This window comes from Clavibacter sp. VKM Ac-2873 (assembly GCF_015351075.1).
Classification (GTDB): Bacteria; Actinomycetota; Actinomycetes; order Actinomycetales; family Microbacteriaceae; genus Clavibacter.
On sequence record NZ_JADKRS010000001.1, the window covers coordinates 469,726 to 493,693 of the forward strand.

The 23,968-nt window shown below is 75.2% G+C and carries 21 protein-coding genes; 9 read left to right on the forward strand and 12 right to left on the reverse strand.

Annotated elements, in window-relative coordinates:
* Positions 1-2 precede the first annotated feature (2 nt).
* Both ITJ44_RS02195 and ITJ44_RS02200 read right to left on the reverse strand, forming a co-directional pair.
* Positions 3-617, reverse strand: coding sequence for a sulfite oxidase-like oxidoreductase (locus ITJ44_RS02195; protein WP_194633142.1), 615 nt, complete (start codon positions 615-617; stop codon positions 3-5).
* Between the two features lie 57 nt (positions 618-674).
* Positions 675-1,208, reverse strand: a complete 534-nt coding sequence (locus ITJ44_RS02200; RefSeq protein ID WP_194633143.1) for a GNAT family N-acetyltransferase — start codon at positions 1,206-1,208, stop codon at positions 675-677.
* Between the two features lie 69 nt (positions 1,209-1,277).
* On the opposite strand from ITJ44_RS02200, the gene ITJ44_RS02205 reads away from it, so the two are divergent.
* Positions 1,278-1,784 carry a YfcE family phosphodiesterase gene (locus tag ITJ44_RS02205; RefSeq protein WP_194633144.1) on the forward strand — a complete coding sequence of 169 codons (507 nt, stop codon included), beginning with the start codon at positions 1,278-1,280 and terminating at the stop codon, positions 1,782-1,784.
* A gap of 15 nt (positions 1,785-1,799) precedes the next feature.
* On the opposite strand, the gene ITJ44_RS02210 is transcribed toward ITJ44_RS02205, so the two are convergent.
* Positions 1,800-2,993, reverse strand: a complete 1,194-nt coding sequence (locus ITJ44_RS02210; protein WP_370551598.1) for a M20/M25/M40 family metallo-hydrolase — start codon at positions 2,991-2,993, stop codon at positions 1,800-1,802.
* A gap of 8 nt (positions 2,994-3,001) precedes the next feature.
* Positions 3,002-3,355, reverse strand: coding sequence for a hypothetical protein (locus tag ITJ44_RS02215; RefSeq protein WP_194633146.1), 354 nt, complete (start codon positions 3,353-3,355; stop codon positions 3,002-3,004).
* Positions 3,356-3,476: 121 nt separating this feature from the next.
* On the opposite strand from ITJ44_RS02215, the gene ITJ44_RS02220 reads away from it, so the two are divergent.
* The 6 genes from ITJ44_RS02220 to ITJ44_RS02245 all read left to right on the forward strand — a co-directional run bounded on the left by ITJ44_RS02220 (position 3,477) and on the right by ITJ44_RS02245 (position 10,995).
* Positions 3,477-4,406, forward strand: a complete 930-nt coding sequence (locus ITJ44_RS02220) for an oxidoreductase (protein WP_194633147.1) — start codon at positions 3,477-3,479, stop codon at positions 4,404-4,406.
* Between the two features lie 64 nt (positions 4,407-4,470).
* Entirely contained in the window at positions 4,471-6,159 is a 1,689-nt protein-coding gene (locus ITJ44_RS02225) for a long-chain-fatty-acid--CoA ligase (protein ID WP_194633148.1), read from the forward strand.
* A gap of 97 nt (positions 6,160-6,256) precedes the next feature.
* On the forward strand, positions 6,257-7,255 hold the full coding sequence (locus ITJ44_RS02230; protein WP_194633149.1) for an SDR family oxidoreductase: 999 nt from the start codon (positions 6,257-6,259) through the stop codon (positions 7,253-7,255).
* Between the two features lie 9 nt (positions 7,256-7,264).
* Positions 7,265-8,713: an NAD(P)/FAD-dependent oxidoreductase gene (locus ITJ44_RS02235; protein WP_194633150.1), complete on the forward strand. Its 1,449-nt coding sequence runs from the start codon at positions 7,265-7,267 to the stop codon at positions 8,711-8,713.
* Between the two features lie 68 nt (positions 8,714-8,781).
* Entirely contained in the window at positions 8,782-9,228 is a 447-nt protein-coding gene (locus tag ITJ44_RS02240; protein WP_194633151.1) for an SRPBCC family protein, read from the forward strand.
* 78 nt (positions 9,229-9,306) lie between these two features.
* Positions 9,307-10,995, forward strand: a complete 1,689-nt coding sequence (locus ITJ44_RS02245; protein WP_194633152.1) for a long-chain-fatty-acid--CoA ligase — start codon at positions 9,307-9,309, stop codon at positions 10,993-10,995.
* Positions 10,996-11,028: 33 nt separating this feature from the next.
* On the opposite strand, the gene ITJ44_RS02250 is transcribed toward ITJ44_RS02245, so the two are convergent.
* Both ITJ44_RS02250 and ITJ44_RS02255 read right to left on the reverse strand, forming a co-directional pair.
* The gene (locus tag ITJ44_RS02250) at positions 11,029-11,718 is read right to left on the reverse strand and encodes a hypothetical protein (RefSeq protein ID WP_194633153.1); all 690 of its coding nucleotides are present in this window, start codon (positions 11,716-11,718) and stop codon (positions 11,029-11,031) included.
* Between the two features lie 134 nt (positions 11,719-11,852).
* Positions 11,853-12,566: a DedA family protein gene (locus tag ITJ44_RS02255; RefSeq protein WP_370551599.1), complete on the reverse strand. Its 714-nt coding sequence runs from the start codon at positions 12,564-12,566 to the stop codon at positions 11,853-11,855.
* 134 nt (positions 12,567-12,700) lie between these two features.
* Between ITJ44_RS02255 and ITJ44_RS02260 the strand changes: the two genes are divergently transcribed.
* The gene (locus tag ITJ44_RS02260; protein ID WP_194633154.1) at positions 12,701-14,350 is read left to right on the forward strand and encodes a hypothetical protein; all 1,650 of its coding nucleotides are present in this window, start codon (positions 12,701-12,703) and stop codon (positions 14,348-14,350) included.
* Positions 14,351-14,368: 18 nt separating this feature from the next.
* Here the strand turns inward: ITJ44_RS02260 and ITJ44_RS02265 are convergent, their stop codons facing one another.
* The 4 genes from ITJ44_RS02265 to gatC are packed head-to-tail and all read right to left on the reverse strand — an operon-like array spanning position 14,369 to position 19,428.
* Positions 14,369-16,006 carry an ABC-F family ATP-binding cassette domain-containing protein gene (locus tag ITJ44_RS02265; RefSeq protein ID WP_194633155.1) on the reverse strand — a complete coding sequence of 546 codons (1,638 nt, stop codon included), beginning with the start codon at positions 16,004-16,006 and terminating at the stop codon, positions 14,369-14,371.
* Positions 16,003-17,505: an Asp-tRNA(Asn)/Glu-tRNA(Gln) amidotransferase subunit GatB gene (gene gatB, locus ITJ44_RS02270; RefSeq protein ID WP_194633156.1), complete on the reverse strand. Its 1,503-nt coding sequence runs from the start codon at positions 17,503-17,505 to the stop codon at positions 16,003-16,005. Before gatB ends, ITJ44_RS02265 begins: the two co-directional genes overlap by 4 nt.
* The gene (gatA, locus tag ITJ44_RS02275; protein WP_194633157.1) at positions 17,505-19,052 is read right to left on the reverse strand and encodes an Asp-tRNA(Asn)/Glu-tRNA(Gln) amidotransferase subunit GatA; all 1,548 of its coding nucleotides are present in this window, start codon (positions 19,050-19,052) and stop codon (positions 17,505-17,507) included. The genes gatB and gatA overlap by 1 nt, the downstream gene beginning before the upstream one ends.
* A 7-nt stretch (positions 19,053-19,059) precedes the next feature.
* Positions 19,060-19,428, reverse strand: a complete 369-nt coding sequence (gatC, locus tag ITJ44_RS02280; protein ID WP_194633158.1) for an Asp-tRNA(Asn)/Glu-tRNA(Gln) amidotransferase subunit GatC — start codon at positions 19,426-19,428, stop codon at positions 19,060-19,062.
* A 56-nt stretch (positions 19,429-19,484) separates the two neighbouring features.
* Between gatC and ITJ44_RS02285 the strand changes: the two genes are divergently transcribed.
* Positions 19,485-19,931, forward strand: a complete 447-nt coding sequence (locus ITJ44_RS02285; RefSeq protein WP_228494461.1) for an META domain-containing protein — start codon at positions 19,485-19,487, stop codon at positions 19,929-19,931.
* A 48-nt stretch (positions 19,932-19,979) separates the two neighbouring features.
* Here the strand turns inward: ITJ44_RS02285 and ITJ44_RS02290 are convergent, their stop codons facing one another.
* Positions 19,980-21,374, reverse strand: a complete 1,395-nt coding sequence (locus tag ITJ44_RS02290; protein WP_194633160.1) for an alpha/beta hydrolase — start codon at positions 21,372-21,374, stop codon at positions 19,980-19,982.
* Positions 21,375-21,487: 113 nt separating this feature from the next.
* Positions 21,488-23,968: an NAD-dependent DNA ligase LigA gene (gene ligA / locus ITJ44_RS02295; protein WP_194633161.1), complete on the reverse strand. Its 2,481-nt coding sequence runs from the start codon at positions 23,966-23,968 to the stop codon at positions 21,488-21,490.

The following is a 23,968-nucleotide window of genomic DNA, read 5'->3' on the forward strand; positions in this document are numbered from 1 at the left end:
GCTCAGCGGTCGCCCTGGTAGCGCTGCTCGCGCCACGGGTCGCCGCGGTCGTGGTAGCCGTTGCGCTCCCAGAAGCCCTGCTGGTCGCGGTCGAGCAGCGTGAGGCGGGCGATCCACTTCGCGCTCTTCCAGAAGTAGAGATGCGGCACGAGGAGGCGCGCGGGACCGCCGTGGTCGGGCGTGAGCGGGCGCCCGTCCGCCTCCCACGCGATCCAGGCGCGGCCGCCGCGGAGGTCGTCCAGCGGCAGGTTGGTCGTGTAGCCGGAGTGCGACGTGGCGAGCACGAAGCGCGCCTCCGGGAGCGGACCCGCGGCGTCGAGCAGCGTGTCGACGCTGACGCCCGCGAAGCGCGCGTCGAGCCGGGTCCACGTCGTGACGCAGTGGATGTCGCCCGCGTACTCGGAGCGCGGCAGCGCGTGCGCCTCGTCCCAGTCCCACGTCGTCGGCCGGTCGACGAGGCCGTCGACGGCGATGGACCAGCGCGACTCCGGCAGGTTGGGGACGGCCTCGGCGGTGAGGACGGGCCAGCCGCCCTCGGTGTCGTACTGGCCGGGCGGGAGCCGGTCGGCCGGGCCCCTGCGCGGGCGGCCGACGAAGCCGCGGGTGATGCCGGTCATGGGCGCCTCCTCGAGGGGCGGGTGGGGCGAGGTGTCCCGTCCATCATGGCGCGCCCGTCAGCCCGCGGACGGGTCGGACGGCTGCGGGGGCACGGGAGCGGACAGCATCGCGACCGCGTGCCGGCCGTCGGCGTCGACGACCTCGCCGAGGGGCACGAAGCCGAGCCGGCCGTGGAAGGCGAGCGATCCGGGGTTCGGCGGGAGCGTGTTGACCTCGCACGTCACCGCCCGGCGCCCGGTGCGCCGCGCCTCGGCGAAGACGCGCGCGTAGAGGACCTGCCCGAGCCGCCGCCCGCGCCGGCCGTCGCCGACGACGATCCGGTCGACGTAGAGGCCGTCGACGCCGTGCTCGGCGAACCAGCGGTAGTTCGGGCTGTCGTAGGCGCCGCCGGGCTGCATCGCGAGGAGCATGCCGACGGGCGTCGCGTCGGGCGCGTCCGCGTCCACGACGGCGATCGCGAGGTCGGCGTGGCCGAGCACCTCGCCGAGGGTCGCGGCGTCCATGGGCGGGACGGCGGGAACGGCCGCGTTGTTGAGCGGCACCATCCAGGCGAGGTCGGCGGGCACGAGGTCGCGGGTGGCGGGGATCACGCGATCGAGGCTACGGGAGCCGCCGGGCCGGTCGGCGCGCGCGGGAGGCGTCCGCGTACCGTGGACCGGGTGACCTCCTCGCTCGTGCTCCTCAGCGACACCCACCTCCCCCGCCGCGCGAAGGACCTGCCGCCGGCGCTGTGGCGCGCGATCGACGCCGCCGACGTCGTGGTCCACGCGGGCGACTGGGTCGACGAGCCCGCGCTCGACGCGCTCGCGGCGAGATCCGCCCGGCTCCTCGCGTGCTGGGGCAACAACGACCCCGCGGGACTGCGGGCGCGCCTGCCGGAGACGGCGCGCGCGGTGATCGAGGGGATCCGGTTCGCCGTCACGCACGAGACGGGCGCCTCCGCGGGTCGCGAGCGGCGGATGGACGCGGCGTTCCCGGAGGCCGACGTGCTCGTCTTCGGCCACAGCCACATCCCCTGGGACACCGTGACGCCCGCGGGCCTGCGCCTCCTCAACCCCGGCTCGCCCACCGACCGGCGTCGCCAGCCGGACTTCACCTGGATGACCGCGAGGGCCGACGCGGGACGGCTCGACGTGGTGCTGCACCGGGCGGCGACGCGCGACTAGGGAGCCGCGCGGCGGCTACTCCCGGGCGCTGCCGCAGAAGTCGCGGATCGCGCCCTCGAGCACGTCGGCCAGACGCCGGATCGAGTCGACCTCGGCCCACTCCTCGTCGGCGTGCGCGCCGCCGCCCGTGACGCCCAGGAGGATGCACGGGATCCCGGCCTCGTGCACGAGGCCGGCGTCGGTCCAGAACGGCTCGCCGCGGTGCGGGACGGGCGCGCCCGTGACGCGCGCCCCGCTGTCGAGCACGGCGCGCGCGAGCGGCCCGTCGACGTCGGCCTCGAAGGCGGCGCGGGCGACGAGCGGCACGAGCTCCGCGTCCATGCCCGGCGTCCGCGCGGCCACCGTGTCGAGCGCCCTGCGCAGCTCGGCCTCCACGTCGGCCGTCGACTGGCCGGGGAGGAACCGGCGCTCGAGGGTGATCACGCAGGAGTCGGCGACGGTCGCCGCGTCCGAGCCGCCGTGGATCCGGGAGACGCGGACCGCGCCCGTCCCCAGCAGCGGGTGGCGCGGCCCCGAGGCGAGGCGGTCGGCCAGCGCGTCCAGCTCGCGGAGCACGAGGCCGGCGTGGGCGATCGCGTCGACGCCCTGCTCGGGCATCGACCCGTGGGCGGCCCGCCCGCGCAGTCGGATCTCGTACCAGCCGAAGCCGCGATGGGCGACGATCGCCTCCGACTGGCTGGGCTCGGAGATCACGGCGCCGTCGATGCGCGCGCCGTCGGCGGCCAGCGCCCGGAGCGCCTCCTCGGTGCCGATGCTGCCGAACTCCTCGTCGGCGACGAGCGCGAGCACGATGTCGCCGCGCGTGCCGGCCCGGCGGGCCCGGTCGGCGGCGACCATCATCGCGGCGAGGCCCGCCTTCATGTCGAACGCGCCGCGCCCGAGGAGGCGGCCGTCCTCGATGCGGGGTTCGAGGCCGCCGCGCTCGGGGTCCCCGGGCGGCACGGTGTCGAGGTGCCCGTCGAGCAGCAGGGTGCGTCCGCCGCCCGTGCCGCGCGCGGTCGCGAGGACGGTCGGGCGCCCCGGCGCCTCCTCGAGCACGCGCACGTCGAAGCCGCGGGCGCGGAGCCATGCGGCGGCGAAGGCGGCGACCCGGGCCTCCCCTGCCGCGCCCGGCACGAGGTCGGGGTTGGTGGAGTCGATGCGGATCAGCTCGGCGGCGAGGTCGACGGGATCGACGAGGCCAGCGGCACCCGCGTCGGGTACCGGCACGCTGCTGCTCACGCGCGCGGCGGGCGGTCGTCGGCGGGCGGCGCGGATACGGCCTCGTCGGCGTCGTCCACCAGGCGCAGCGCGCTCTGCGGCACCACGACGCGGCGGCCGGCCGTGCCGTCGTCGTCCGAGCCCAGCTCCACGACCCACGCGCGGCCGCGGGCGGTCGGCACGGGGCTGACGCTGCGGAGTCCGTCGGACGCGGAGGCGACCACGAGGCCGACGGGCTCCCCGTCGAGGGCGGGGTCGCCCGTGGCGGCCGCGCCGTCGAGGACCACGACCACGGCCCCGACGCCGATCGCGTGCGTCCCGTCGCTCCCCCGCTCGCCTTCGGATCCGTCCCGGCCGCGTCTCATCCACATGCGGCGATCCTCCCATCGCCCGCTCCGGGAACCCGTCCGGCGCGCGGCCCCGCCCCGTCCGCACGGGCGACGCCCGGCCGACCTCGGTAGCGTGGGGATCCCACAGGCAAGAGGAGTCCGCGTGCCCCGTCCCACCGACATCATCATCAGCCCGCTCGACGGGAAGCGCGCCGTCGTCACGGGCGGCAACAGCGGCCTCGGCCTCGAGACCGCGCGCCGGCTCGCCGCGGCCGGCGCGTCCGTCGTGCTCACCTCCCGCGATCCGGAGCGCGGCGAGGACGCGGCCGGCTCCATCCGCGACCGCCACCCCGGCGTCCACGTGGAGGTCGGATCCCTCGACCTCGCCGACCTCGCCTCCGTGCGCGCCTTCGCCGACCGCGAGATCGAGCGCGGGCCGATCGACATCCTCGTCGACAACGCCGGCGTCATGGCCCCGCCGGACCGGCGCGAGACCGCGGACGGCTTCGAGATCCAGCTCGGCACGAACCACCTCGGCCACTTCGCCCTGACCGGCCTGCTCCTGCCCGCGCTCCAGGCCGCCGAGGCCCCGCGCGTGGTCGTCGTCTCGAGCCTCGCGCACTGGATGGGCCGCATCGCGTTCGGCGACCTCCAGTCGGAGCGGCGCTACAGCGCCTGGGCGGCCTACGGCCAGGCCAAGCTCGCCAACCTCCTCTTCATGCGCCGGCTGCAGGCCCTGTCCGACGAGCGGGGCTGGGGCCTCACGGCGGTCGCCGCGCACCCCGGCGTCACCTCCACGAACCTGGCGAAGAACGGCCCCGGATCCGGGCCCCAGGGCGTCGTGAGCGGCCTCACCGCCCGGTTCGGCCCGGCCGCGCTGGGCCAGGACGTGCGCGTGGGCGCGCTCCCGCAGATCCAGGCCGCGACAGGCCTCGGCGTGCACCCCGGCGACTACTACGGCCCCGGGGGCCTCGGCGGGATGAGCGGCATGCCGCACCTCGCCGCGTCGAGCCCGCGGTCGAAGGACGCCGAGCTCGCGCGCCGCCTGTGGGATGCGTCCGAGCAGCTGACCGGGGTCGTCTACCCCGCCTAGCCCGCCACCGCTCGAGGGCCGATGCGCCCGGGGATCCCCCGGGCGCATTCCCTATGGTGGGGACATGAGCATCGACGCCGACCGCCCCTGGGTACGCAGCTACGCGGACGGGGTGTCGGCCGACATCCCGCCCGTGATCGGGTCGCTGGTCGACATGGTCGAGCGCTCGATCCAGCGGCACGGCAAGGCCGTCGCGCTCGAGTTCTTCGGCCGCGAGACGACCTACCGGGAGCTGGGCGACCAGATCAGCCGCGCCGCGGAGGGCCTCCGCAAGCTCGGCGTCCGGAAGGGCGACCGCGTCGCCCTCGTGCTGCCGAACTGCCCGCAGCACGTCGTCGCGTTCTACGCCGTGCTGCGCCTCGGAGCGATCGTCGTCGAGCACAACCCGCTCTACACGCCGCGCGAGCTCCGCCACCAGTTCGAGGACCACGGCGCGCGCGTCGCCATCGCCTGGAACACGGTCGTCGGCACGATCCAGGACATGCCGCGCGACGTGCCCGTCGACACCGTCGTCTCGGTCGACCTGCCGGCCGCGATGCCGTTCGCGACCCGCCTGAAGCTCCGCCTCCCGGTGCCCGCCGCCCGCCGGGCCCGCGCCGCGATCACGACGGCGGTGAAGGGCACCGTGACGTGGGAGGAGCTCGTCGACCACCGCCGCATCGCCGCGTCCCGTCCCCGACCCGAGCTCGACGACGTCGCGATCCTCCAGTACACGAGCGGCACGACCGCGAGCCCCAAGGGCGCGATCCTGACCCACCGCAACCTGCACGCCAACGCCATGCAGGGCCGCGCCTGGGTGCCCGGGCTCTCCGACGGCGGCGAGACCGTCTACGGCGTGCTGCCGATGTTCCACGCCTACGGCCTCACGCTCTGCCTCACCTTCGCGATGGCGATCGGCGCCCGCCTCGTGCTGTTCCCGAAGTTCGACGTGGACCTCGTGCTCGCCGCCGCCCGGAAGCACCCGCCGACGTTCCTGCCCGCCGTCCCGCCGATCTACGAGCGCCTCGCACGCGCCGCGGAGCAGAAGGGGGTCGACCTCACGGGCGTGCGCTTCGCGATCTCCGGGGCGATGAACCTCCCGGTCTCGACCGTCGAGCTGTGGGAGGGGCTCACGGGCGGCTACCTCGTCGAGGGCTACGGCCTCACCGAGACGTCTCCCGTGGCGCTCGGCAACCCGATCGGCCCGTCGCGTCGGCCCGGCACCGTGGGCGTGCCGTTCCCGAGCACCGAGGTGCGCGTCGTGGATCCCGATGACCCGGCCGTCGACCGCGCGCCCGGCGAGGAGGGCGAGCTGCTCATCCGCGGTCCGCAGGTGTTCCAGGGCTACTGGCGCCGCCCGGACGAGACGCGCGCGGCGCTCCTCGACGGCGGCTGGTTCCGCACGGGCGACATCGTGCGCGTGGACGCCGGCGGCTTCACGACCATCGTCGACCGGATGAAGGAGCTCATCATCACCGGCGGCTTCAACGTCTCCCCCAGCGAGGTCGAGGACGTCGTGCGCGACGCGCCGGGCGTGCAGGGCGTCGCCGTGGTGGGGCTCCCGTCCGCCGACGGCGGCGAGGACGTCACGGCCGCGGTCGTGCTGGATCCGGGCGCGACGCTCGACGAGGCCGCGATCCGCGCCTACTGCCGCGCGCACCTCACCGCCTACAAGGTGCCCCGCCGGGTGGTCCGCGTGGATGCGCTGCCCACCTCGCTCATCGGCAAGGTGCTCCGCCGCCAGGTGCGCGAGGAGCTGCAGCGCGAAGGCTGACCGCCGCCTGGCAGGTCGGCGCCCGGCCGGGGCGGCGGCGCGGGACGGTCCTACGGTGGAGGAGCACGTTTCGTGCACCAATCATCGAAGGAGCCACATGACTCGAGGCATCGCCGTCGTCACCGGAGGATCGGCCGGACTGGGCCGCGCGACCGTGCGGGAGCTCGCGGACCGCGGCTGGGACGTCGCCGTCCTCGCGCGCGGCGAGGACGGGCTCGCGGGCGCGGTCGCCGACATCGAGGCACGCGGACGCCGCGGCCTCGGGATCTCCACCGACGTCGCCGACCGCCTGGCCGTCGAGGCCGCCGCCGACCGCGTCGAGGACGAGCTCGGCCCCATCGACCTCTGGGTCAACGACGCCATGGTCGGCGTCTTCGGCGAGTTCCTCACCACGGATCCGGCCGACTTCGAGCGCGCGACGGCCGTCAACTACTTCGGCTTCGTCAACGGCACGCGCGCCGCGCTCAGCCGCATGGTGCCGCGCGACCGGGGCCACGTGATCCAGGTCGGCTCCGCGCTCGCCCACCGCGGCATCCCGCTGCAGGCCGCCTACTGCGCGGCGAAGCACGCCGTGCAGGGCTTCACCGAGTCGGTGACGACCGAGCTGATCCACAACAAGAGCGCCGTCAAGATCTCCACCGTCGACATGCCCGCGCTGAACACGATCCAGTTCAACTGGGTGAAGTCGCAGCTGCCGCATCACCCGCAGCCGGTGCCGCCGATCTTCGAGCCCGAGGTGGGCGCGCAGGCCATCGCCGCCGTGGCCGAGAAGCCGAAGCGGCGCAACTGGGTCGGCGAGCCGACCGTGATGACGGTGCTCGGGAACCGCTTCGTCGCCAACTGGCTCGACGGCTACCTCGCGAAGACCGGCTACACCGGCCAGCAGGCGGAGGACAAGACGCAGCCCATGCTCACGACGAACCTCTACACGCCGACCGCGGGCGACCACGGCGCGCGCGGCATCTTCAGCGACCGGGCGCGCATGACGAGCCCGCAGGTGTGGATCATCCGCAACCGCGCCAAGGCCGTCGCGCTCGGCGCGGGCGCGCTCCTGTCGGGCGTCGTCGCCGGCACCGCCGCACTGCGTCGCCGATAGCCTCGACGCATGGGTGACATCGACGCGATCGTGGTCGGCTCCGGACCAAATGGGCTGGCCGCGGCGGTGACGATGGCCCGGGCGGGCCTCCGGGTGCAGGTGCACGAGCGGGCCGAGACGATCGGAGGCGGCAGCCGCACGGCGGAGCTCACGCTCCCCGGGTTCCACCACGACATCTGCTCGGCCGTGCACCCGATGGCGCTCGCATCCGGGTTCTTCCGGGCGTTCCAGCTCGACCGACGCATCGACCTCGTCGTGCCGGAGATCTCCTACGCGCACCCGCTCGACGGCGGCCGCTCGGGCATCGCCTACCGCGACATCGACCGCACGGCCGACGCGTTGGGCGTCGACGGGCGCGCGTGGCGGCAGCTGATGGGGCCGCTCGCCGCATCCGCCGACCGGGTCGCGCAGTTCACGAACGGTCCGCTGCTCCAGGTGCCGCGCCACCCGCCGACGGCTATCCGCCTCGGCCTCCGCGCCCTCGAGCAGGGCTCGCCCGCCTGGAACGCGCGCTTCCGCGGCGACGTCGCGCCGGCCATGTTCACCGGGGTCGCCGCGCACGCGATCCAGACCATGCCGAGCGTCTCGACCGCCGCCGCCGCGCTGTCACTCGGCGCCTACGCCCACGCGCGCGGCTGGCCGGTGCCGATCGGCGGCAGCCAGGCGATCGTCGACGCGATGGTCGCCGACCTGCGCGACCACGGCGGCGAGGTCGTCACGGGCTCGGAGGTGCGCCGGATCCGCGAGCTGCCCGCCGCCCGCGCGGTGCTCTTCGACACCAGCGCCCGGGCCCTCTCGCGCATCGCGAGCGACCGCCTGCCCGCCCGCTACCTCCGCGCCCTCCGCCGCTTCCGCTACGGCAACGCCGCGTCCAAGGTCGACTTCGCGCTCTCCGGCCCGGTGCCGTGGACGGATCCGGAGCTGCGCCGCGCGGGCACGCTGCACGTCGGCGGCACGCGCGCCGAGATCCAGCGGGCCGAGCGCGAAGTGGCCGCGGGCCGCCACAGCGACGACCCGTACGTGCTCGTCGCCCAGCCCTCCATCGACGACCCGGGCCGCGCGCCCGCGGGGAAGCACGTGCTCTGGGCCTACACGCACGTGCCCGCGGGATCCACGGTCGACCAGACCGAGGCGATCACGCGTCAGATCGAGCGCTTCGCCCCCGGCTTCCGCGACCTGATCCTCGCCTCGTCCAGCATCGACGCCGTCGGCATGGAGGAGCACGACCCCAACTACATCGGCGGCGACATCGCCGCGGGCGCCGCGAGCGTCTGGCAGCTGCTGGCGCGTCCGGTGCTCTCGCCGGATCCCTGGCGCACTCCCGCCCCTGGCGTCTACCTCGCGTCGAGCTCGGCGACCCCCGGCCCCGGCGTGCACGGCATGGCCGGGTACCAGGCGGCGCGCAGCGCGCTGCGGCACGAGTTCGGGATCGAGCGCGGGCCGGACCTCTCGCTCTAGGGGCGGCATCCCGCGCGGTCGCCCGGCCCGTGGTCACGACCGCCTGAGGGCGGGGCCAGACTGGATCCATGTCCGTCACCCGCCGCCGCATGCGGTGCTCCCCGTCCGACGTGGCCGACGTGGTGGCCGACGGCTGGCTGTTCCCCGCCTGGGTCGTCGGCGCATCCCGGATGCGGGCCGTCGACGCCTCCTGGCCCGCGGTCGGCGCCCGGCTGCACCACTCGTTCGGCTCATGGCCCGCGCTCATCGACGACGCGACGACCATGCTCGAGTGGGATCCGCCCCTCCGCATGGTCATGCAGCCGAAGGGCTGGCCGCTCGGCGAGGCGCGCGTGACCCTCGAGGTGCGGACGCTCCCCGACGGCTGCGAGGTCCGCATGACGGAGGAGGCCGTGCGCGGACCGGGACGTCTCGTGCCGGCCCCCGTCATGGACCTGCTGCTGCACGCGCGCAACGTGGAGACCCTCCGACGCCTGGCGTACCTGGCCGAGGGGCGGCGCGCGGGCCGCCGCTGATCCCCGCGCCGCCCGCCGCCCCGGGCCGTCGACTCCGCGTCACCGGCCCCGGCCCGCCCGCGGCCTAGGGTGGGAGGGGTGACCACCCCCACCGAACGGCCCTGGCTGGCCAGCTACGCGCCCGACGTCCCGCACGAGATCGATCTGCCGCAGGGATCGCTCGTGGACATCGTCGACCAGTCCGTGCTCCGCTTCCCCGGCGGCACCGCGCTCGACTTCCTCGGGGCGGAGACCAGCTACCGCGATCTCGGCGAGCAGATCGCGCGGGCCGCGCAGGGTCTGCACGACGCCGGCGTGCGCGCGGGCGACCCCGTCGCGATCGTGCTGCCCAACTGCCCGCAGCACGTCGTGGCCTTCTACGCGGTGCTGCGCCTCGGCGCCGTCGTCGTGGAGCACAATCCGCTCTACACGCCGCGCGAGCTGCAGCACCAGTTCGAGGACCACGGCGCCCGCACCGTGATCGCGTGGGACAGGTCGGTCGCCACCATCCAGGCGCTCCCCGACGGCGCCCGGCCCGAGCGCATCGTGTCCGTCGACGTGACGCGCGCCATGCCGCGGCGCACGCGCCTCCTCCTCCGCCTGCCCGTCCCGAAGGCGCGCGCCGCACGCGCGGCGATCGCCGCGAAGGTCACCGGCACGCTCACCTGGGAGAGGGTCGGCGCCGCCGCGCCCCTGCCGGTCGACCACCCGCGTCCGGCGGCGACCGACCTCGCGGTGATCCAGTACACGAGCGGCACGACCGGCGCGCCCAAGGGCGCCGAGCTCACGCACCTCAACCTCAGCGCGAACGCCGCCCAGTCGCGCGCGTGGGTGCCCACGGTGCCGCGCGGCACGAGCGTCGTCTACGCGGTGCTGCCGATGTTCCACGCCTACGGGCTGACCCTCTGCCTCACCTTCGCGATGAGCATGGGCTCGCGCCTCGTGCTCTTCCCGCGGTTCGAGCCCGACCTCGTGCTGCAGGCGATCCGCCGCCACCCGCCGACGTTCCTCCCCGCCGTGCCGCCCATCTACAAGCGGCTGCGCGAGGCCGCCGAGGCGGAGGGCGTGTCGCTCGCCGGCATCTCGATCTCCATCTCCGGCGCGATGGCGCTGCCGGAGTCGGTCGTCGTCCCGTGGGAGGAGCAGACGGGCGGCTGGCTCGTCGAGGGCTACGGCCTCTCGGAGTGCTCGCCCGTGCTGATGGCGAACCCCGTCGGCGACACGCGGCGCGCCGGCACGGTCGGGCTGCCGCTGCCGAACACCGAGGTGCGCGTCGTGGATCCCGACGACCCGTCGATCGACCGGCCCGCGGGCGAGCCCGGCGAGCTGCTCGTGCGCGGGCCCCAGGTGTTCCGCGGCTACCACGGCCGGCCGGAGGAGACCGCCGCCGTCCTGCTCGAGGGCGGCTGGTTCCGCACCGGCGACGTGGTCACGATCGACGAGGACGGCTTCGTGCGCATCGCCGACCGCATCAAGGAGCTCATCATCACGGGCGGCTTCAACGTCTCGCCGAGCGAGGTCGAGGACGCCGTGCGCGAGCTCCCCGGCGTGCGGGACGCCGCGGTCGTCGGGATCCCGCGCGACGACGGCGACGAGGAGGTCGTCGCCGCCGTGGTGCTCGAGGAGGGCGCGACGCTCGACGAGCAGTCCGCGCGCACGACCCTGCGCGGCGAGCTCGCGGCCTACAAGGTCCCGCGGCGGATCGTGGTGCTCGACGAGCTGCCGACGTCGCTCCTCGGCAAGGTGCTGCGGCGGAAGGTGCGCGAGGGGATCGTCGACGCGGGCTAGGCGCGCGGGCCGCTGCCCGCACTCCGGGGGGACCTAGAAGAAGTCCCCGCCGCCGAAGTCGCCGCCGCCCATGTCGGCGCCGCCCCCGAAGTCGCCGCCGCCGAAGTCGCCGCTACCGAAGTCGCCGCTACCCGCGTCGGGGCCGCCCGCGTCCGTCGTGCCCGCGTCCGCCGTGCCCGCATCCGCGCCGCCCGCGTCCGCGCTGCCGTCGGCACCGCCATCCGCGACGCCCGCGTCCGCCTGGTCCTGCCCGACCGCGTCCGGGATGAGCGCCTGCGCGATGGCCGATCCGACCACGACGCCCGCGATGGTGCCGAGCATGGATCCGGCGATCATGCCGCCCATGCCCATCCCGCCGCCCGGCCCGCCCGCGAGGCCGCCGCGCGGTCCGAGGGTCCGCTCGAGCGTGCCGGGCGCGCGCATCTCCGAGCGCGTCGCCGAGCGGGCGAGCGACTCCGGACGGTCGTCCACGGGCGCGTCGCCCTCGGCGGCGTCCGAGCTCAGCTGGCGGAAGAGGATCTCGCGCTGCTCGGGCGTCAGCTTCCGGAAGGCCTCCAGGTGCACCTCCTCGATCCTCTCCGGCGGCGCGGTGCGGAGGAGGTAGCGGTAGCGCTCGACGGCGACCTCGTCGGCGCTGCGCTCGCGCGGCGCGCCGCCCGTGGCGCCGTCGCGCCGTCCGTCGGGCTGCTCGTCGCGGCCCAGGAGCCTGTCCAGGAATCCCATGGTGGTGCCTCTCGCCGGGGCCGGATCGGCGCGTCTCGCCGACCTCGTCGGCCCGCGGCCACCGTACGGCCGGGGACAGGGAAGCCCGTGGGAGGCGGGTGCGCATCGCCCGCGTGCGGCGCGGCCCGCGCGCGTCAGCGGTCGCGTGCGGCCCGACCACGCTGGGCCCGACGGCGCACGGCGCGTCCCACCAGCAGGAGGAGCAGGAGCCCGAGCACCGCGTAGACCGCGTAGTCGAGGTACTGGGCGTACCGGTCGATCAGCTCGTACTGGCTGCCGAGCGCGGCGCCCAGGCCGATGAGCGCGCCGTTCCAGAGGGCGCTGCCGGCGATCGTGTAGGCGCTGAACGTGCCGAGGTGCATGCCCGACGCGCCCGCGGGCAGGGAGATCAGGCTGCGGACACCCGGCACGAGACGGCCGAAGAAGACGGCCGACCGGCCGTGGCGATGGAACCACGCGGCGGCGACCTCGAAGTCGTGGCGCTCCACGAGCGGCAGCTTCGCCAGCACGCGGATCGTCCGCTCCTCCCCGGCCCTCCGGCCGAGCCAGTAGAGCAGGAGGGCGCCGAGGTAGGCGCCGAGCGTGCTGGCGACGATGACGAGCACCAGGTTCATCCGGCCCGTGGCCGCGACGAAGCCGGCCAGCGGCAGCACCACCTCGCTCGGGATGGGCGGGAAGACCGTCTCGACGAACGTCATGGCGCCGACGCCCGCCTCGCCGAGCGCCTCGATCACCCGGGCCGCCGCGCCCACGAGCCCGTCGAGGCCCTGCAGCGGATCCCCCTCCGTCGCGGCGGGACGGACCCCGGCGGTCGTCGGCAGGAGGAGCGGCGGCAGGAGAGCGGTCACCCGACCACGGTACCCGGCCGGCCGGAGGGCGCCGGCGGCGGGCACGCCGGGCACATGACCGGTGCGCGGAGCCGTCCCGAGGACGGCCATGCCCTGTTCGCTCGCCCCCGCCGGGGGTCGCGTAGCGTGGTCGGGTGCCGTCCCCCCTCCGCCTCCCCCGGTCCCTCCGCGCCTCCGCCGCCCTCGTCACCGCCCTCTGCCTCATCGCGGGCCTCGGCGCCTGCACCGCGCAGCACGACGCGCCCGAGGGGCTCCGCCCGGAGACCGGCGTCCCCGACGCGCCGCTGACGGTCGTGGGCCAGGCCGACGACTCGGACGCGTCCGTCGCCATGAGCGGGACCCTCTTCCGCTCCGCGCCCGTCGCCGTGCTCGCGCCCGCGGGCGACGTCGCGGCCCAGGAGCTCGGCGCGGAGGCGGCGGTCGCGCTCGGCGCGCCCCTCATCGTCCAGGGCGCCGGGGCCGCGCCCGAGATCGCCCGTCTCGGATCCTCCGGGGTGCTCGCCGTCGGCGACCTCGGCGACGACGCCACGTCCGCGCTGCCCGGCTCGACCACGATCGTGCGCGCCGACCACGCCGCGGACGTCTCCCGCGTCACCGGGCTCGACGTCGCGGACGCCGCGGACGCGGATCCGTCCGCCGCCGTGACGCGCGTGGCCGCGCTCGCCGCGCCCGACGGCGACGCCGCCCCGAGGACCCCGCCCACGGGATCCGGCGACGACGCCCTCCCCGCCACCGCTCCCGCGGCCTCCCTCACCGGGGCGCACGCCCTCGCCACCGACGCCGGGTCCTCCCTCGCCGCGGTCGCGACCGCGCGCGCGGCCGGCGTGGGCGTGACCGTCGTGCCCGAGGCGACCCCGGATCCGCGAGCCTCGGCCGACGCGGTCACCGCCCTGCACGATGCGGGAGCGACGAGCACCATCGCCGTCGGCGCCGCCTACGCGGGCGACGCCTCGCTCGAGGGCCGCATCCGCACCGCGGCCACGGGCGACCAGCTGCCGGGCGGCGGGCAGCTCGTCCTGCCGGGCAAGCGCTACGTCGCGCTCTACGGCGCGGCGGGCACGGGCGCGCTCGGCGTCCTCGGCGAGCAGGGCCCCGCGGACGCCGTCGCGCGCGCGAAGGCGCAGGCCGCCGCGTCCCAGCCGTACTCCGACGAGCCCGTGATCCCCATGTTCGAGCTCATTGCGACGGTCGCCGCGGGCGACGCGGGCCCCGACGGCGACTACTCGTCCGAGGTCCCCGTGGAGACGCTGCAGCCGTGGCTCGACGAGGCACGGGACGCGGGGGTCTACGTCGTCATCGACCTCCAGCCCGGTCGCACCGACTTCCTCACACAGGCGAAGCGCTACGAGCAGGTGCTCGCGCAGCCGGGCGTGGGCCTCGCGCTCGACCCCGAGTGGCGGCTCGGCCCCGACCAGGTGCCGCTGAAGCAGATCGGCAGCGTCTCCGCCGCCGAGGTCGACGCCACGACCGACTGGCTCGCCGGCCTCGTGCGCGACAGCGGCCTCCCGCAGAAGATGCTCGTGCTGCACCAGTTCCGGCTGAGCATGATCCAGGATCGCGCGTCGATCGACATGGGCCACCCGGAGCTCGCGATGCTCGTCCACGCCGACGGCCAGGGCGGCCAGCCCGACAAGCAGTCCACCTGGCGCGCGCTGCACGCCGACGCGCCGGCGGGGATGGCCTGGGGTTGGAAGAACTTCATCGACGAGGACCACCCGATGCTCACGCCCGAGCAGACCATGCAGGAGGTCTCCCCCGTGCCGGACCTCATCACCTACCAGTAGCCGCGCCGGGCGGGCGGGTCAGGACTCGGTGACGACGCCCTGGTCCACGTGCCAGTGCCGGTCGAGGCGCACGGCCTCGAGCATCCGCCGGTCGTGCGTGACCAGCAGGAGCGTGCCGTCGTAGCTGTCGAGCGCATGCTCGAGCTGCTCGATGGCGGGCAGGTCGAGGTGGTTCGTCGGCTCGTCGAGCACCAGCAGGTTGACCCCGCGCGCCTGCAGGAGCGCGAGGCCCGCGCGCGTACGCTCGCCCGGCGACAGGCCGTCGACGGGGCGCGTGACGTGGTCGGCGCGCAGCCCGAACTTCGCGAGCAGCGTGCGGACCTCCGCGGCCGACATGTCCGGCACCTGCTCCGCGAACGCCTCGGCGAGGGGCAGCCCACCGCGCAGCGACTGGCGGGCCTGGTCGATCTCGCCCACCTGCACGCTGCGGCCGGGTGACGCGTCGCCCGCGTCCGGCGCGATGCGGCCGAGGATCAGCCCGAGGAGCGTCGACTTGCCGGCGCCGTTCGGGCCGGTGATCCCGATCCGGTCGCCGCCGTCGACCTGCAGCGACACGGGACCGAGCGTGAACCCGCCGCGCGTCACGGTCGCCTCGCGCAGCGTCGCGACCACCGCGCTCGACCGGGGCGCCTGCCCGATGGTGAAGGCGAGCTCCCACTCCTTGCGCGGCTCCTCGACCTCCTCGAGCCGCGCGATGCGGCTCTCCATCTGGCGGACCTTCTGGCCCTGCTTCTCGCTGGACTCGGCCGCGGCCTTCCGGCGGATCTTGTCGTTGTCGGGCGACTTGCGCATGGCGTTCCGGACGCCCTGCGACGACCACTCGCGCTGCGTGCGGGCGCGGGACACGAGGTCGGCCTTGGTGTCGGCGAACTGCTCGTACGCCTCGCGCGCGTGGCGGCGGGCAACCTGGCGCTCCTCGAGGAACGCGTCGTAACCGCCCTCGTAGACGCGGACGCTGTCCTGCGCGAGGTCGAGCTCGACCACGGTCGTGACGCAGCGCGCCAGGAACTCGCGGTCGTGGGAGACGAGGACGACGCCGCCGCGGAGGCCGCGCACGAAGGACTCCAGGCGCGCGAGGCCGTCGAGGTCGAGGTCGTTGGTGGGCTCGTCGAGCAGCACCACGTCGAAGCGGCTGAGGAGGAGGGCGGCGAGGGCGACGCGCGCCGCCTGCCCGCCGGAGAGGCCCGCGGTGGGGAGCGCGGGATCCAGGTCGAGGCCGAGCTCCGCCAGCGTGACGGGCAGGCGCTCGTCGAGGTCGGCCGCGCCGCTCGCCATCCAGCGGTCCAGCGCGGTGCCGTACGCGTCGTCGGCGCCGGGCAGGCCCTCGCCGAGGGCGACGGCCGTGCGGTCCAGCTCGGCCGACGCCTCGGCGCACCCCGTGCGGCGGGCGACGTAGCCCGCGACCGTCTCCCCCGGGATCCTCTCGTGCTCCTGCGGCAGCCAGCCGATGAACGCGTCGGCGGGCGAGAGCAGCACGCGGCCGTCCTGCGGCGCGTCGACTCCGGCGAGGAGCCGCAGCAGCGTGCTCTTGCCCGCGCCGTTCGCGCCGACGAGGCCGACCACGTCCCCGGGCGCGACCGTGAGGTCGAGCCCGGAGAACAGGGTGCGGTGCCCATGGCCTCCGGCGAGGCCGCGGGCGACGAGGGTCGCGGTCACGAGGCCTGCGCGCGCTCCAGCACGAGCTCGCGGACGCGGGCCGCGTCCGCCTGGCCGCGCATGGCCTTCATCACGGCGCCGATGACGGCGCCGGCGGCCTGCACCTTGCCGTCGCGGATCTTCGCGAGCACGTCGGGCTGCGCCCGGAGCGCCTCGTCGATGGCGGCGATGAGCGGGCCGTCGTCGGACACGACCGCGAGGCCGCGGGCGTCCACGACCTCCTGCGCCGTGCCCTCCCCGTCGATGACGCCCTCGAGGACGTCGCGGGCGAGCCGGTTCGTCAGCGTCCCGGCCTCGACCAGCTGGATCACCGACGCGACCTGCTCGGGCGTGATGAGCGTCGCCGCGTCCACGCCGCGCGCGTTGGCGATGCGGGCGATCTCGCCCGTCCACCACTTGCGCGCCGCCTGGGGCGCGGCGCCCGCCTCGACCGTGCCGACGAGCTCGGTGAGGAGCCCGGAGTTCACGACGTCCTGGAACTCGAGGTCGGTGAAGCCCCACTCGGCCTTGAGCCGGCGGCGGCGGATCGCGGGCGCCTCGGGGAGCGCTGCCCGCAGCTCCTCGATCAGCTCGGCGCTCGGCTGCACGGGCAGCAGGTCGGGCTCCGGGAAGTAGCGGTAGTCGTCGGCGTCGCTCTTCGGACGTCCCGCCGACGTGCGGCCGGTGTCCTCGTGCCAGTGCCGCGTCTCCTGCGTGATCGTGCCGCCGGCGGCGAGGATGGCCGCCTGGCGCTGGATCTCGTAGCGGATGGCGCGCTCGACCGAGCGGAGCGAGTTGACGTTCTTCGTCTCCGTGCGGGTGCCGAGCTTCCCGGATCCGCGCGGGCTCAGCGAGATGTTCGCGTCGCAGCGGAGGTTGCCGCGCTCCATCTTCGCGTCGGAGATGCCGAGCGCCACGACGATGTCGCGGATGGTCGACACGTACGCCTTCGCGAGCTCGGGCGCCTCGGCTTCCGCGCCGTAGATGATGTCGGTGACGATCTCCACGAGCGGCACGCCGGCGCGGTTGTAGTCGACCAGCGAGTGGTCGGCGCCCTGGATCCGGCCCGTCGCGCCGCCCACGTGCGTGAGCTTCCCGGCGTCCTCCTCCATGTGCGCGCGCTCGATCGGCACCGTGACGATGCGGCCGTCGGGCATCTCCACCTCGACGGAGCCGCGGAACGCGATGGGCTCGTCGAACTGGCTGATCTGGTAGTTCTTCGCGAGGTCCGGGTAGAAGTAGTTCTTCCGGGCGAAGCGCGAGCTGGGCGCGATCTCGCAGCCGAGGGCGAGGCCCAGGCTGATCGAGTGCTTCACCGCCTGCTCGTTCACCACGGGCAGCGAGCCCGGGAGACCCAGGTCCACCGGCGTGATGTTGGTGTTGGGCTCGCCGCCGAAGAAGTTCGGCGCGTCGGAGAACATCTTCGTGCGCGTGTTCAGCTCGACGTGCACCTCGAACCCGAGCACGGGCTCGAACATCTCGATGGCCTCGTCGTAGTCCATCAGGTCGGCCTTGGCCATCAGTGCGTGTCTCCGTCCGTGGTGCGGCGCGCGGCGCGCGCGAGCTCGGGTGCCTGGGCCAGCAGCGGCCCGCCCCACTGCCGCTCGAGGATCCCCTCGAGCGCGGCGCCGACCGTGTAGAGGCGCGCGTCCTCGCGGGCGGGCGCCATGAACTGGATCCCGACGGGCAGGCCGTCCTCGGGCGCGAGCCCGATGGGGAGGCCGATGCCGGGGACGCCCGCGAGGTTCGCGGGGATCGTGGTGAGGTCGTTGAGGTACATCGCCAGCGGGTCGTCGAGCTTCTCGCCCAGCTTGAACGCCGTGGTGGGCGCGCTCGGCGTGACCAGCACGTCGACCTGCTGGAACGCGGCGTCGAAGTCGCGCTGGATGAGCGTGCGGACCTTCTGCGCGCTGCCGTAGTACGCGTCGTAGTAGCCGGCGCTCAGCGCGTAGGTGCCGAGGATGATGCGGCGCTTGACCTCGGGGCCGAAGCCGGCCTCGCGGGTCGCCGCCATGACGTCCTCCACCGTTCCGCCGCCGGGCGGGTTCACGCGGAGGCCGAAGCGCACCGAGTCGAACTTCGCCAGGTTGCTCGACGCCTCCGCGGGGAGGATCAGGTAGTACGCGGCGATGGCGTGCTCGAAGTTCGGCGCGGACACCTCGACGATCTCGGCGCCGGCCCGCTCGAGCAGGTCGAGCGCCTCGCGGAAGCGCTGCGTGACGCCGGCCTGGAAGCCCTCGCCGTCGAGCTGCGTCACGACGCCGATGCGGAGGCCCTTCACGGATCCCTCGCGCTGCCCGGCGCGGGCGGCGTCGGCGAACGACGGCCACGCGTCGGTCAGCGACGTGGAGTCGCGCGGGTCGTGCCCGCCGATGACGTCGTGCACGAGGGCCGAGTCGAGCACCGTGCGGGAGACGGGGCCGACCTGGTCGAGGCTGGAGGCGAGCGCGATGGCGCCGTAGCGGCTGACGCCGCCGTAGGTGGGCTTGACGCCGACGGATCCGGTGACGGCGGCGGGCTGGCGGATGGATCCGCCCGTGTCGGAGCCGAGCGCGACGGGCGCCTCGAACGCGGCGACGGCGGCCGCGGATCCGCCGCCCGAGCCGCCGGGGATGCGGTCGAGGTCCCACGGGTTGTGCGTGGCGCCGAACGCGGAGTGCTCGGTGGACGAGCCCATCGCGAACTCGTCCATGTTGGTCTTGCCGAGCGGCACGAGGCCCGCGGCGCGGAGCCGCTGCACGACGGTCGCGTCGTACGGCGGGGTCCAGCCCTCGAGCATGCGCGAGCCCGCGGTGGACGGCATGTCGATGGTGCAGAGCACGTCCTTGATGGCGATGGGCACGCCCGCGAGCGGCCCGAGCGGGGCGCCGTCGGCGCGCTGCGCGTCGATCTCGGCGGCGCGCCCGAGCGCGCGCTCCCCGGAGACGTGGAGGAACGCGTGGACGTCGCCGTCGACGTGGTCGATGCGGTCGAGGTGCGCGCGCACGGCGTCGACGCTCGAGACCTCGCGGGAGGCGAGGCGGTCGGCGAGGTCGGCGGCGCTGAGGCGCGTGAGGTCGTCGGTCATGGTGCTCCTACTGCTCTTCGCCGAGGATCGCCGACACCTTGAAGCGGGATCCGTCGTGCTCGGGTGCGCCGGCGAGCGCCTGGGCGGTGGTCAGCGTCTCCCCCGGCACGTCGGGCCGGGAGACGTTCACGAGCGGGATCGGGTGGCTCGTGGCGGGCACGTCCGGTCCCGCCACCGCGGTGACCTTCGCGACCGACTCGACGATGAGGCCGAGCTCGGTCGTGAGCGTGTCGATCTCCTCCGCGCTCAGGCGGATGCGCGCGAGGCCGGCGAGGTGCTCCACCTGCTCCCGGCTGATCTGCTCCGTGGGGGTCGGCGCCTGGGGGGTCTCCTCCCCGCTGGTCGCGTCGGCGGGCTCGGGCCGGGTGTCGGGCATGCGTCTCCAAAGGACTGTGTGCGGGGGTACCGGGAGATTCTATTAGCGTGACCCCCATGCCCACCGCAGCCCGGATCCCCGCCCGCCGCCGATCCGGGGTGCCCCGCGGCGCCGCGGTCGCCGCCGTCGGGGCGCTCGCCATCGTCGCCCTGGCCGCATGCGCCCCCGTCAGCGACGTGCGTGGCAACTGGCACCTCGTCCGGGCATCCGACTCCGCGGGCGACCTCGACGTCGGCACGACGCTCATCACGATGCGCGTCGGCGGCGGGGAGGTCAGCGGTCGCGGCCCCTGCAACGACTACTCCGGCCCCATCGGCGAACGCGGCGACGGCATGCTCGGCGGGCTCGCCCCCGGCGCGCTCGCCTGCGAGGACGACGGCCTCGAGGCGCGCTACTTCCAGGACCTGGCGCGCGTGTCGTCGCTCCAGGTGGACGACGGCCACCTCGTCGCCACCGGACCGGACGACGTGCGGCTCGAGTACGCCGAGCGCAGCCGGGGCTGAGCGCGGCGGCCGCCTGCCTCGCGGGTCGGCCACCCGCGGTCGCGTCGGCTACCGGCCGCTCGCGTCGGAGACGACGTCCTGCGCCGTCGGGCGATCGATGCCGATGAGCGCGAGGTTCCGGAAGGACTCCGTGCCGCGGTCGAAGTAGCTGTTGTGGCCGACGACGCCGGCGAGGGATCCGTCGGCCGAGACGCCGGAGGCCGCGCCCGTGCCGCCGACCCCGAAGTGCTCGGCGCCGAACGACGCGCTGCCCGGGTCGGAGCCGAAGTACGACGACCCGACCACCGGATCCCACGGCGCCTCGCCCACGTACACGCGGCCGGCGGGCACGTCCAGCTCGCCCGCGTCGCGCACGGCGCCGCCCGGGGATCCCACCACGGCCAGGGCGTCGACGGAGGCCCGGCCGCTCGAGAGCGCGAGCAGCGCCGCCGTCGACCCGTAGGAGTGCGCGACGACGGTGAGGTAGGGCGGGTCGGCCCGGCGCAGGCCCTGGATCCCCTGGATCGCGTCCTCGAGGTACTGCGCGCCCTCGTGCGCGAGGTCGAGGGAGCCGATCCCCAGGAGGTCGGGCGTGCGGTAGCCGATCCAGGCGATGGTGGCGACGCCACCCGCGCCGGTGCCGGAGGCCGCGCCGGTGCCGGCGCCCGCCCCGCGCAACGTCGTCTGCTGCTGCTGGAGGCGCGCCGCGACGTCCGTCCAGTCGACCAGGCGGTCGGACACGGAGTAGAACATCCCGGGCACGACGATGGACACGTACGCCGCCGTGTCGAGGTCGCCCACCACCACGCCCGCGCGTCCCGGCCAGGTCGTGTCGAGCGTCAGCAGCGACCGCACGGGGCCGCCCGCCGCGGGCTCCAGCGCGCGACGCACCTCGGCGAGCATGGCCAGGTCGCGCCCGAGCGCCTGCTGCGCGCCGCGTCCCGGCGTCGTCGTCGCCCGCGCGTGCAGCTCGCGCTCGCGCTGGTCGAGGAGGCGGCGGTTGGCGGCGTCGCGCTCGACCACGGGGATCCCCTCCAGGTTGCCCACGAGCTCGGGCATCCCCTCGGCGAGGTCCCGCCGCTGCGCCGGTGCGAGGCCCGACCACCATGCGACCACGCCCGACACGGAGGGCGGCCGACGGACGAGCTCCCGGATCGTGTCCGGGATGGCGTGCGCGAGCAGCCGCAGCTCCGGCACGTCGAGCGCCGGCAGCGCGCCCAGGAGCGCGACGGGGGACGTGTCGCGCAGCGTCCGGTCGGAGACGTCCTGGTCGCGGAGCTGCTCGACCACGCGCGCGGGGCTCGGCAGGCGCGCTCCCGCGGTGGGATCCGCGGCATCCGGTCCGGCGAGGACCGCGGGAGGGCGCGTCACCGCGCCGGCCGCGGTCGCGGGCGCGACGAGCGCCACGACCGACGCGCACGCGATGGCCGAGGCGGCGAGCAGCGCGCGGAAGCGAGTCGTCACGGTACGAGGTCCCCCAGAATACGGCGGGGGAGGTCCGGCGCCTGCGGATGGCGCGCCCCGCGCCGACGCGTCGGTCCATGCTATCGGCGCCGGGTGTCGGGCGGGAGGCCTGATCAGGCTTTCTCTGCGGCCCCGCCCGACTCGGTGTCGGCCGCGTCCCCGGCCGGTGACGCGGACTCCCCCTCGGCGGGGGCCTTCCGCTTCCGTGCCCGCGCGGGCGTCGGCGCGGCGGCCGCGTCCGCGGACGCGCCCTCCGGGTCCGAGTCCGGATCCGGATCCGCGTCGGGCAGCGCGATCGCGTCGGGCCCCTGCTCCACGAGCAGGCGGAACTCGGCCGCGTCGATGATCCGCACGCCGAGCGCCTCCGCCTTGCCGAGCTTCGAGCCGGCGCCGGGACCGGCCGCGACGTAGTGCGTCTTCTTGCTGACGCTGGATCCGGCCTTCCCGCCGGCCGCCAGGATCGCCTCGAGCGCGCCCTCGCGCGTGTAGCCGTCGAGCGAGCCGGTGGCCACGACCGTGAGGCCCGCGAGCACGCCGCCCGCGGCCGCGGCGGCGCCGGGACCCGGGTGGCCGGGGACGGCCGTGACGACTCCCGCACGCTCCCAGCGGTCGACGATCTCGCGGTGCCAGTCGACCTCGAACCAGTCGAGCAGCGCGTCGGCGATGATCCCGCCAACGCCGTCGACCGCGGCCAGCTCCTCGCGGCTGGCGGAGCGGATGGCGTCGAGGGAGCCGAACCAGCCGGCCAGGGCGCGCGCGGCGACCGGGCCGACGTGCCGGATGCTGAGGGCCACGAGGATGCGCCAGAGGTCCTGGGTCTTCGCCTTCTCGAGGTTCTCGAGCAGCACCTCGGCGGACTTCGACGGCACGGAGTCCTCGTCGCCGACGGGCGCGGCCGGGTCGAAGGCGCCGTCGCGCTTCTGCCGGCGGCGGCGGAACGGCGTGACGCGCTTGGGCTCGCCGGTCTTCTCGTCGAGCTTGACCATGCCCGTCTCCGCGTCGCGCACGACGACCGTGATGGGCACGAGGTCGGCCATCGTGAGCTCGAACAGGCCCGCCTCGGTCTCGAGCGGCGGATCCTCCGGCTCGAGCGGCTGCGTGAGGGCGGCCGCCGCGACCTCGCCGAGGCCCTCGATGTCGAGCGCGCCGCGCGACGCCACATGCTCGACCCGCCCGCGGACCTGCGCCGGGCAGCTGCGCGCGTTCGGGCAGCGGAGGTCGATGTCGCCCTCCTTCGCCGGCTTGAGCGGCGTCCGGCACTCGGGGCACAGCGTGGGCATGACGAACTCGCGCTCGGTGCCGTCGCGGAGCTCGACGACGGGGCCGAGCACCTCGGGGATGACGTCGCCGGCCTTGCGCAGCACGACCGTGTCTCCGATGAGCACGCCCTTGGCCTTCACGACCTGCTGGTTGTGCAACGTGGCCTGGCGCACCTCGGATCCGGCGACCTCGACCTTCTCCATGACGGCGAACGGGGTGGCCCGGCCGGTGCGGCCGACGCTGACGACGATGTCGAGCAGCGTCGTGTTGACCTCCTCGGGCGGGTACTTGTACGCGGTCGCCCAGCGCGGCGCGCGGCTGGTGGCCCCGAGCTCCTCGTGGAGCCCCAGGTCGTCGACCTTGACGACGATGCCGTCGATCTGGTGCTCGACCTCGGCGCGGTGGGCGCCTTGGCGCCGCACGAACCCGGCCACCTCGGCGACGTCGTCGAACACGCGGAAATGCGTGGAGATGGGGAGGCCCCACCCCTGCAGCAGCCCGTAGACCTCGGACTGCGCGGACACGTGCGCGTCGCGCTCCAGCTCGCGGACGGGCCACGCGCCGATGCCGTGCACGAGCATCCGGAGACGGCGGATGCGCGCGTGCATGAGCTCGAGGCGCGCGGGGCTCTTGCCCTCCTCCTTCTGGCGCAGCGACCCGGCGGCGGCGTTGCGGGGATTGGCGAAGACGCGCTCCCCCACCTCCAGCTGCCGGGCGTTGAGCTCGTCGAACTCGGCGACGGGGAAGAAGATCTCGCCGCGCACCTCCACGAGCGGCGGGTGCCCGGTGCCCGCGAGGCGCTCCGGGACCGTGCCCATGGTGAGCACGTTCTGCGTGACGTCCTCGCCGACGACGCCGTCGCCGCGCGTGGCCGCCGTGACGAGCACGCCGTGCTCGTAGCGGAGGTTGATGGCGAGCCCGTCGATCTTGAGCTCCGAGAGGTAGCGGACGCGGCCGCTGCCGGCGTCGCGCTCGACCTTGGCCGCCCACTCGGCGAGCTCCTCCTCGCTGAACACGTTGTCGAGGCTGAGCATGCGCTCGGCGTGCGTGACGGGCGCGAACAGCGTGGTCTCCGCGCGGCCGCCGACGGTCTGCGTGGGGCTGTCCTGGCTGCGGAGCGTCGGATGCGCCTCCTCGAGCGCCGCGAGCTCGTGCACGAGCGAGTCGTACTCGGCGTCGCTGAGGGTGCTCGCGTTCGACGCGTAGTACTCGTCGCGGTGGCGCTCGATCTCGGCGCGGAGCGCGTCCACGCGTGCGGAGGCCGCCTCGAGGTCGGCGGGGGTCGTCGCGGGGACGTCGGCGGCAGCGTCGGATCCGGTCGTCGTGTCGCTCAC